Below are 10,009 nucleotides of genomic sequence, written 5' to 3'. Positions count from 1 at the left end.
TGCCCACGCGCTGGCCGTGCTCAACGCCATGTTCCGCTGGCTGGTCGAACAGCGCTACGTCGTGGCCAACCCATTCTCCGGCATCAAGGTGCGCGGCAGCAAGCGCGCCATGGCGCTGGAAACCACGCACGCCTTCACTGAAGGCGAATGGATGCTGACGCGTACCATCGCCAACGGACTTGAGTGGTCGTACGGCTGGCAAACGCCCGCCGCGCAGCGGTTGCGGTTCATGCTGGATTTCGGTTACGCAACGGGACTGCGAATCAGCGAGCTGGCTGATGCCGCATTGCGCAGCATCCAGGTCGACGCCGCCGACGATCACTGGCTGCATGTGGTCGGCAAAGGCGGCAAGCCCGCCCGGGTTACCCTGACGCCACTGGCGCGTGCAGCACTCGATCGGTATCTTCTGGAGCGGGAGCTACCGGTCAGCCGCGCTCACTGGAACCCGACTACGCCCCTGATCGGCAGCCTGGACGACATCGATGCCGGCATCAAGCCCCTACGTCTGTGGGAAGTCATGCGCCGTTTTTTCCGGCTCGCTGCGCAGATCATCGAGAACGACCACCCGGCGCTGGCCGAAAAGCTGCATCGGGCCTCGCCACACTGGATCCGGCATACCCATGCGACCCACGCGATTGCCAGGGGCGTCGAGCTGAGCGCCGTGCGGGACAATCTCCGTCACTCGTCGATCTCGACCACTTCGATCTATCTGCACACCGATGATGTCAAGCGTGCGCGGCAGTTCGGGGAGGCATTTACCGTCTGAATCCCTTATGCTACGACAGCATAAGCGGAAGTGAATTCATAACCGCAAGGCTTATGATAGCAATTTGGCCGAATCTTGGCCGGACCCCTTTTGGCATCGATTGCCAGGCAGCCGGGACTTGCACAATCCCAGCTTTGCGCCGGACTTCGGCGCGTGCCAATTGAGCGCGACGCTTATTCACGAAGATTTCGTGCGCATCGGCGAAGCTCTCGCTCTCGCCACAGTCGGCGTGCGACTGCGAAAACTCATCAATCCACAAACACGCAACGCGCGGCGGTTCCGTGGGTCGTTCGCCACGGTTACGCTGGTAATGAGACCTGCCGTCCAGATAGGCCAGATACAGGCCACGCACCAGCGCGGGCGGCAATGTGGCCGAAGAAAGCAGTACGCGCGCGCCCAGGAGTCCCGCCCAATGCACCAGCCGCGTCAGCGCGGGCAGGTCCTCCATACCGAAGTCATCTGGCTCGTCGAGGACCAGGTCGCTGGTCATCAGTCGCAGCATCGGTGCAATCTGACGTCCGCCGCGTACGCTCTCGGTGGTTGGCGTCAGATGATCCACCGTGCAGACCAGCACGGGCGCTGCGATCAATGAGCGTACTTGTGTATCGTCGGTCAGGCGTTCCAATAGCGGATGCTGATCATTGCCTTCGAACAGCACTTGGCCGCCTTCGTCGAGCAATGCCTGCGCCGACGCCGAACCCGTGGCTTCAGCCTGCGTCTCCCAGTAATCGAACACTGCACGGCTCGCCGCTCCGCCCACCTTGATCGCCAGTTGCTCGTCGTTTAGGCCCAGGTCGTGCTGAAAACTGCGTCCGGTTTGCATCGTGAGGGTACGCAGCCCGATCGCGAACACGCAACGCATGCCGCGTTGCGGCTCCGCTAACGCATTCATGATGCGTGCGTTCCCCAGCGTCTTGCCGCAACCGGTAGACGCCATGTTCACGATGAAAGCACCGTGTTCAGCCGCGCGCGCACGCACACCGACAGCCAGATCCGCTGCCTTGTCCTGCCAATGAAAACGTGCATTGGCGCTGCGTTTTCTAAGACCGCGATGATTCTGCAAGGCCGGCAAGCTGTGCATGAGCGAAGGTAGCGAGCGCGCAATCAATGATGCGTGGGCCTGCACGCCGAGCAGGTGCTCATCGAGCGTCTGGTTGAAGAATGGTCCCGCGCCAGTTTGTTGCAAGCATTCGATGCTTCGATTTCCGAGCGTGTTGGCGTAGAGCGGATAGTGCGGATTACGAAAACGTTTGCGGCGAGCTTCGTCTTCGATGCTTGAGTAGTGGTGATCGGCCAGCATCAGGCACAACCGCGAGACGTGCATCACGAACGGATCGTCGAGCGCGCTCCGGCCGACCTCGGGCCGGGACAGCCCCAACAGCTTGCAGGCATACCGAGCCGCCTGCTTGCGCCAAGGCCCCAATGCAACCGGTAGGCCCGAGGGGAACCGCCAATATCGCGCGACCGTAGAGTCAGGAACAGTTTCACAGGGCTCATTCCAGTCCGCACTGATCCTCTCGAAGAGCCCTCTTAACTCATATGTCTCGATACTGTCGAGATGGGCGCCGAAGCGCTTCCAGCGGCTTTTCGGTTGGTCGTCATCGGCGTCCGTGCTGCGCTCTTCTTGTGAGACCGGACGGCATGGCAACCGATGATGCGTGAGCACCAACCACGTTACGGCTTGCGCGAGCGGCGGCATGGTCGCGAACGGTAAGCTATGTGCGGCCTGTTCATCCAGTCCATCCCGCAACAGGCGACCCGCCCGATGATCGAGCCATTGCGCTTCGAAGGTCTTGCCGTCCATCTCCGCGTCCGCGCAAGCTGCAAGGCGGCTCAGCCAACTCGCGTCGTCGCGTGCTTCTCCGACGAACGCCTGGAAAAGCCGAACCGAAACCCATTCGTGGCGATAATGGTTGCGCTCCCGCGAGCCGTGCCCGCGAAGTCGGGTCTGAAACGCCTGCGTGGCCTTGCCCAGATCATGCAGCAGCGCGGCCAGCGCAATCATGGCCGTGATCGTGGGCAGGTTGTGCCACGTGTTTTCATCGTCGGCACGCAGCACGTTTTTCGCCGTCGCATTGGTGGGCACGGCCCCTTCTGCATTGAACTGGCGCGCATCGCCGACAATCCACAGCAACTCGCTGTGATCTCTTCCGCGTATCCAGTGACAGGCAGCCGCGGTGTTTTTGCGTGCGTTCTGTCTGAGCAGTTTGCGCACCGTGTCGAGTCCTGCCTGTGTAATCGGCGTCTGCCAAGTACGCTCACCGCGTCGCTCAGCAAACTGATCGAGGATGCGCCGGGTTTCGGCAAGGGCGCGTTTCGTGCATTGCGAAACGAAAAGGACGTTCATGTTTCCGCCCGCGCTGTAGTTACCAAACCTGCCGTATCGAGCGCAATGGTCTTGAGGGTATCGATCATGAAGTCCAGCGACTCGTCTCGCGTCAGCGCCTCAATGCATTGGCGCCGGAACTGCTGCTCGTCGTCGCCGCGCATGGCGGAAATAAAGGCCTGCGGCAAGATGACTGCGTCCTTGACCAGATCGGCCGCGTCGAACACCAGGCCGCCGCGCCGCGTCTTGCCATGCAGAACGGCCAGTCCGTGGGGCAATCCGAGGACCCAGGTCGCGGTAGCGCCCAGGCCGTAGCCAAGATAATTGCCGTGGTCCAGATACCGGTTGGCGGCGTCAGTACCGGTACCGCGCTTGGCTCGTGTGAAATCGCCATAATCCACGGCTTCCACTGCAAGCTTGAACAACGCTTTGGTCAGGCGTGCTTCGTCGGTCAGCAACGCAGTCAGATCACGTGCATCGGCGATGCGCTTGCTGAAACTGGCTGTCAGCGCCTGCACGCGCTCCACGTCGACTTTGAACCCGGCGTCGAACAACCTGCGCGCGCCCCAGGTTTCCCGTAACCGTTGCAGGCGGTACTCTTGCAGTTGCTTCGCGGCGTGCAGTCGGAGCGCATCATCGAACCAGAAGCGTGTCCACGCCTGCAGGTACTCGGTTGGCCGATATTCGCTTTGGGGCAACATCCAGGCTACTTCGACATCGACCTCGGTGGCACTGAACAAGGACGTGCCACCGCCGCCGCAAAAACCGACCAGCACACCGGCTTTTGCCAGTTCGCGCATGGCAGCCTGAGTAATGGAGGTTCCGGTACCCAGCAGAATGCTGGTTGTATTTGCAATGGGAATATTCCAGTACAGACTTTGCTTGCCCGCGTCTGTGACATATTCGACGCGGCCGCCGTTCACAAGCACCCGGCAGTGTTCAAGGTAGTAGAGATTGGCGCGCTTGGAATGCAGGATGTTTTTAAGATCTGATGCTTGAATCGATTTCACTGAGACCCCGAACTGCTCTCGAAATCGATACAGGTACACCAAATTGCAACGCTGCGAGTTGCGGTTGCGCAAAACCCGGATGAATAAAACAACAAACACAAAAAGCCCGCGCTTTCAAGGCGCGAGCGAACGTCCTGCTTTCTATTTCTGTTGACTAAGCAGCCTTAACAAACGCCCGCGCGGCCATCGCCGATACATCCCTGTCGGCGCCAGGATTCGCCTTCGCCATCGTATTCAACACCTCGACAATGAACTTGCGACGAAAGTCCGCAGCACTGAAACGCTCAGCATTCTTCCGGCATGCCTGCGCCGAAAACGCATGCGGCGAATCCTCAAACCGCTCGACCGCATCGCACAGCGACCCAGCCGTCTGCTGAGGAAAATGAATGCCAGTTGCCCCCGGCATGCCAAGCGGTACGACCGACTCCAGCGCCCCACCCTTGCCAAACGCAATCACCGGCGTGCCGCATGCCTGCGCTTCCACAATCGCAATGCCAAAGTCTTCCTCAGCCGCGTAGACAAATGCCTTGGCGCGCTGCATATGATCCTTCAGAACATCAAACGTCTGATAGCCAAGAATACTCACGTTGGGCGTTGCCTTTGCGCGCACCAGATCCATCTGCGGACCGTCGCCAATCACCACGAGCTTGCGATCCGGCATCGACGCAAACGCTTCAACGATCATATCGATGCGCTTGTAAGGTACCATGCGCGACGCTGTCAGATAGAAATCGCCCTTCTCGCTGCCAACCTCGAAAGCCTGCACGTCGACCGGCGGCGCAATGACCGCCGACTCACGCCTGTAACTCTTCATGATCCGGCGCGCAACGAACTGCGAATTGGCAATGATCCTGTCAACGCCGTAACCCGAGCGCGCGTCCCAATTGCGCAAGTAATGCAGCAACATGCGCGCGACCCATGACCGCGGACCGCGCTCGAGGCGCGCTTCACGCAAGTATTGATGCTGCAGGTCCCACGCGTAGCGGATCGGCGAGTGCACATAACTCACATGCGTCTGATCAGGGCCGACCAGCACGCCCTTGGCCACGGCATGCGAGCTCGAAAGAATGAGATCGTAGCTCGACAAATCAAACTGTTCGATAGCAAGCGGCATTAACGGCAAATACCCGCGATATTTCTTTTCCGCATATGGAAGCCGCTGGATAAAGGACGTCTTGACGGGCTTGTTATGAACAATCGAACGGTCTTCGAGAAAGTCCACGAGGCTGAAGATATCGGCCTGCGGAAAGCACGCAATCATCTGCTCAAGCACCTTCTCCGCGCCGCCCGACACCACCAGCCAGTCGTGAACAATAGCCACTTTCATGATGAAACCCGTATGCCGCAGCCTATTGCTGCCGATGAAGCGAGTTTAAAGAGAGTCCTTTTATGGTTTCGTGCGCACGCCCACACACCAGAAGCATCGCAATGCGAATAATGAGTCCTGTGTTCATGTCGTCTTAATGCTCTTCATTTACCCATGGCCGCCGGGTTAATCGGCCTCGGGTTTGCTCAATGCTCATACCTGTCATCGATGCCCACAAAATCCGCAGCCAGCTTATCGATTCCAGCCAACACGCTGCTGCGTGATCAGGGCCTGGCGCCCGCGGCCGGCGCACGTGACACGAGCCCTATGCGCGCAGAAACGCCTTCGCAAGTCCAGGGTGAACCGAAAATTCTTTTCATCGATCAAAGCGGTCAGCTCGGTGGCGCTGAAATCTGCCTGCTGCCGCTCGCTGTTCGATGCACCCCGCGAAGCGAAGTGCTGCTGCTCTCCGATGGTCCGTTCCGCGACCGGCTCCACGCTGAAGGTGTGAAGGTATCGGTTGAGTCGGACGCGCGCATTCAGGGCATCAAGAAAGAGCGCATGAAATTCGGCGCGCTTGCCGCCCTGCCCGGCATCTTGCGTCAGGTACGCATGATTGCCGAGCGCGCAAAACCATTCGACATGGTGTTCCTCAACACGCAGAAGGCGCTGATCCTCGGCGCCTTCTGCCGCGCGTTGCATGGCAAGCCGACGGTCTGGCATGTGCATGACATCGTTTCGCGTGAACACTTCGGCCGCTTGCATTTAACGCTGATCAAATGGGCCGTGAAAGTCGGCGTCGATTATGTCGTTGCAAATTCACGCGCTTCCGCCGACGCGCTGATCAAACTCACCGGCTTGCCGCGCAGCGCCGTACCCGTCGTACATAACGGCGTGGACATGACACGCTTTGGCGACGATGCGAGTCAGGCGAGCGCGGTCATCGAACAACGCCGTACCGTGCTGGGACTTCCCCGCGATGCATTTCTCGTCGGACTGTTTGGCCGCTTCACGCAATGGAAAGGTCAGCATGTTGCCATCGATGCAATCGCCCGCGTGCCAGACGCGCATCTGGTTCTTGTCGGCGATGCGCTTTTCGGCGAGACCGCCTATGCGCAAAGTCTGCGAACACAAGCCGAGGCGCTTGGCATCACCGACCGCGTGCACTTCGCCGGCTTCCAGCACGACGTTGCATCGTGGATGAAAGCCATGGACGTGATCGTTCATGCATCGACACAACCCGAGCCCTTTGGTCTTGTCATCATCGAAGCAATGGCTGCAGGCAAACCCGTGATCGCGTCGAACGGTGGCGCGGTGCCGGAGATCGTGAGGCATGGCGAGAACGGCATGGTCATAGAACCCGGCGATGCATCGAAGCTTGCCGTTGCCATCAGCACCTTGCAGCGCGAGCCTGAAATGGCGAAGCGTATTGCCGCGCAAGGTCACGCGGATGCGGGCCAGCACTTTTCCATCGATCGATATTTGCAGCAAATGACGCGCGTGCTGTTCGATATTGCAACGCTCGCAAGCAGGAACGATGCGCCGGAATCGACGAGCGTCATCGAAAACGCGCCGGCCAGCGAAGCCGGATTAACCAGGTAGTTAAAAATGGAATCAAAAAAAATGGCCTGGCATGAATCAATGCCGGGCCATTTCCATGATCAGTCGATAAGTGCGTTACCGAGTACTGAAGTTGCCGGGCACGCCCAGCTTGATCTCATACATCGCGGCGAGCATCGCAAGGTAAGCGCGTTCGCTCTCCGCTTCTTTCATTGTCATTCCCCTGCAGGTTTGTCCACCCATGATCACGCCGAGGCATAACGCGTAGTTGCCGGCGAACGCCGTAGGCGACGGTTCCATGCTTCTCAGGCGGATATAGGACGCGTCGAGTGTCTTGCGAAGATTGTTGTGCATCGCTTCATTCCCGTAATTGTTAAGACCTTGATGCCGCGCCCAGCGAGAGATGAGATTCAACCTGTTGAGGCTGTCAATGCGGACGAAACGTTCGCGGTCACTCTGATTGACGGGCTTGAAGCACTGGCTCCAGCGACGTACCTAGTTTGAATGATCGCCCTTGTGCCACGCATCGGATTGATCTGACTATGAATGTAGTTTAGCGAAACAGATCATTGAGCGTTGGCGGGAATAAAAAAACGCGCGGCAGCCGTGAAAGGCTCACCGCGCGCCTGACCCCGTGCGCATCCTGCGTTTTATATTCAAGCAAGCATCATCGAGCGATGTAATCGATCCGCTCGACACCGCCCGCCGTTCCCAAAAGACAAACATTCGCACCACGCGCCGCGAAAAGACCCACGGTCACCACGCCCGCCCAGCCGTTGACCGTCGCCTCGAGCGCGATCGGGTAGGTGATCTTGAGCGCCTTCACGTCGATGATCTCGTTGCCGTTATCCGTGATGAAGGGCGAGCCGTCCGTGTTCACGCGCAGCACCGGCACGCCGCCTAAGGCAATCACGCGACGCCCGATTGCGGTACGCGCCATTGGCACGACTTCGATTGGCAACGCAAAGTTGCCGAGCACGTCGACGCGCTTGCTGCCATCGGCAATACACACAAACACGTCCGCAACCGACGCCACGATCTTCTCGCGCGTCAGCGCCCCGCCGCCGCCTTTGATCATGGCGCCGTGTGCATCGATTTCATCGGCGCCGTCCACGTACACAGGCAATGACTCGATTTCGTTGAGTTCGAGCACCTGGAACCCGTGCGCTTCGAGCCGCGCGGTGGTTGCAAGCGAACTCGATACCGCCCCGCGATACCGCGACTTCGCGCTCGCGATAGCATCGACAAAACAATTCGCCGTCGTGCCCGTGCCGACGCCGATCACCGCGCCTTCAGGTACGTTGGCGTGGACGTAGGCGGCCGCTTCGGCGGCGACCAGTTGCTTCAGTTCATCTTGGGTCATGGCAAGGGTGACAGCTTGGAAGAGGTAAACCTGAATTCTAGACGCTCAGACGTGCATCAAGAAGCCGAGCGGATTGTGCGTGCGCGCGACCGACGCAATAAACGCGAACACGAGGATAGCGAGCACGCCGAACACCGCACGCGCGCCTTTTGTGCGGCCGCGTTTCAGGGCAAACGTCCCGAGCACGATATACACGATCAATCCTGCAATCTTCGCCGAAAGCCACGCGGCGTTCGGCCCGAAACCGATGATGCCGACAAGCACGATGGCGCTGAGCAGCAACAGCGTATCGACGATATGCGGCACCACTTTCACGGCGCGTTTTTGCAGCATCGGCGAGTCACGCAGCATCCAGATCCAGCGGATAAAAAATCCGAGGATGCTAAGCGCGGCGCACGTCATGTGCACCGAACGAAAGGGAAGGAAAAGTTCTGACATGGGCGGGATAAGCCTTTAGGGAAGGTACTTGTCGAGCAAGGCTGAAGCGATGGCGTCGGTTTGCGCGTCCGGATTGCCGGCGTAATCGGTAGCACGAAAGTGCATCTGGAACGCAGCGATGACCTTGCGCGTCTTGTCGTCCAGCACGCCGTCGGTTGCGACTTCGTAGCCGTATCGATGAAGTTTTTGCTGCAACGCAGCCACGTCGACCAAAGACTTCAGATCGCGGCCCGCGAGATGCTGCGCGACGGTTGCGTCGTCGGGCCAGGCACCTATGCCGTTGTCGTAGAGTGTGCGCCACGGGAACGCAGGACCCGGATCGATCTTGCGTTGCGGCGCGATATCGCTGTGGCCCACCACGCGCGTGGGCGGAATCTTGTAGCGCGTGACGATGTCCTTCGCAAGCTTCACGATCGCGTCGACCTGAGCCGGCGGGTATGGCGCCCAGGTGCGGCCTTGGCGGGTATCGATGGGACCGACGTTCACGTTTTCAATGCCTATCGATGCCGCATTCAGCTCCGTCGTGCCCTGCCATTCGCTCTTGCCCGCGTGCCACGCGCGCTCGGTTTCCGGCACGAGCTGATAAACCACCGGCTCGCCATTCTCGATGCGCGGCGCATCCGGCACCACGTAATGGACGCTGACGTCGTCACCGGTGAGCACCGCGAGCGAACGTGCTTCGCCGCTTTGGGTGTAGTGCATCACGAGGAAACGCACGCGTGAATCGACGCTCGGCGCGTGATAGCGCGTGTCGGCAATGTACGCGCCGCGATCGACCTGGGTGGCGGAACAGGCGGCGAGCAGCACACATAACACGCCGCTTGCAATCGCAGAAATGAACCGCTTCACGTGCGCTTACTTCTTCACCGACCGCTGACGCACCGCTTCGAACAGGCAAATCCCGCTCGCCACCGATACATTCAGACTCTCGACGCTGCCGGCCATCGGGATCTTCATGATTTCGTCGCAGGTCTCGCCGGTAAGGCGCCGCATGCCCTCGCCTTCCGCGCCGACCACGATCGCAACGGGTCCATCGAGTTTCGTCTCGTAGACGCTCGCCGTCGCATCGCCCGACGTGCCGATCACCCACACGCCGGCATCTTTCAACTCGCGCAACGCGCGCGCCAGATTCGTCACCGTGATGTACGGCACGGTTTCAGCCGCGCCGCTCGCGACCTTCGCGGCCGTTGCGTTCAATCCCGCTGAACGATCGCGCGGAGCGATCACGGCATGGGCGCCA

General features: G+C 59.8%; 10 protein-coding genes. 2 read left to right on the top strand and 8 right to left on the bottom strand.

The features are described 5' to 3' along the window. Positions 1–766, top strand: a 766-nt coding sequence (locus ACRXB1_RS21380) for a tyrosine-type recombinase/integrase (RefSeq protein ID WP_449493140.1), incomplete at its 5' end; no start/stop codon positions are given. A gap of 10 nt (positions 767–776) precedes the next feature. Here the strand turns inward: ACRXB1_RS21380 and cas3f are convergent. The 3 genes from cas3f to ACRXB1_RS21365 all read right to left on the bottom strand — a co-directional run bounded on the left by cas3f (position 777) and on the right by ACRXB1_RS21365 (position 5,429). Further along, complete coding sequence (gene cas3f / locus ACRXB1_RS21375; protein ID WP_449493139.1) at positions 777–3,113, bottom strand: type I-F CRISPR-associated helicase Cas3f; 2,337 nt, start codon at positions 3,111–3,113, stop codon at positions 777–779. After that, positions 3,110–4,144, bottom strand: coding sequence for a type I-F CRISPR-associated endonuclease Cas1f (gene cas1f / locus ACRXB1_RS21370; RefSeq protein ID WP_449493138.1), 1,035 nt, complete (start codon positions 4,142–4,144; stop codon positions 3,110–3,112). Before cas1f ends, cas3f begins: the two co-directional genes overlap by 4 nt. Positions 4,145–4,256: 112 nt before the next feature. Then, positions 4,257–5,429 carry a glycosyltransferase family 4 protein gene (locus ACRXB1_RS21365; protein WP_449493137.1) on the bottom strand — a complete coding sequence of 391 codons (1,173 nt, stop codon included), beginning with the start codon at positions 5,427–5,429 and terminating at the stop codon, positions 4,257–4,259. A gap of 207 nt (positions 5,430–5,636) precedes the next feature. Here ACRXB1_RS21365 and ACRXB1_RS21360 point away from each other — a divergent pair, with 207 nt between their 5' ends. Next, positions 5,637–7,010 (top strand): glycosyltransferase family 4 protein, encoded by a 1,374-nt coding sequence (locus ACRXB1_RS21360; protein WP_449493136.1) that lies wholly within the window; start codon positions 5,637–5,639, stop codon positions 7,008–7,010. 75 nt (positions 7,011–7,085) lie between these two features. Here ACRXB1_RS21360 and ACRXB1_RS21355 read toward each other — a convergent pair whose 3' ends face one another. From ACRXB1_RS21355 to ACRXB1_RS21335, 5 genes are all read right to left on the bottom strand, one after another. Next, positions 7,086–7,322: a hypothetical protein gene (locus tag ACRXB1_RS21355; protein ID WP_061999598.1), complete on the bottom strand. Its 237-nt coding sequence runs from the start codon at positions 7,320–7,322 to the stop codon at positions 7,086–7,088. A 313-nt stretch (positions 7,323–7,635) separates the two neighbouring features. Further along, positions 7,636–8,331, bottom strand: coding sequence for a ribose-5-phosphate isomerase RpiA (gene rpiA, locus ACRXB1_RS21350; RefSeq protein ID WP_449493135.1), 696 nt, complete (start codon positions 8,329–8,331; stop codon positions 7,636–7,638). A gap of 45 nt (positions 8,332–8,376) precedes the next feature. Further along, positions 8,377–8,769, bottom strand: a complete 393-nt coding sequence (locus ACRXB1_RS21345; protein WP_061999600.1) for a SirB2 family protein — start codon at positions 8,767–8,769, stop codon at positions 8,377–8,379. A 15-nt stretch (positions 8,770–8,784) separates the two neighbouring features. Continuing rightward, positions 8,785–9,618 (bottom strand): N-acetylmuramoyl-L-alanine amidase, encoded by an 834-nt coding sequence (locus tag ACRXB1_RS21340; protein ID WP_449493134.1) that lies wholly within the window; start codon positions 9,616–9,618, stop codon positions 8,785–8,787. A gap of 6 nt (positions 9,619–9,624) precedes the next feature. After that, positions 9,625–10,009: TrmH family RNA methyltransferase (locus ACRXB1_RS21335; RefSeq protein ID WP_449493133.1), on the bottom strand; the 385-nt coding region annotated here is incomplete at its 5' end.

The sequence above is a fragment of the Caballeronia sp. M23-90 genome (assembly GCF_053574605.1).
Note: the sequence above shows the minus strand (reverse complement) of the source record. Positions and strands in the feature narration are given on the sequence as shown.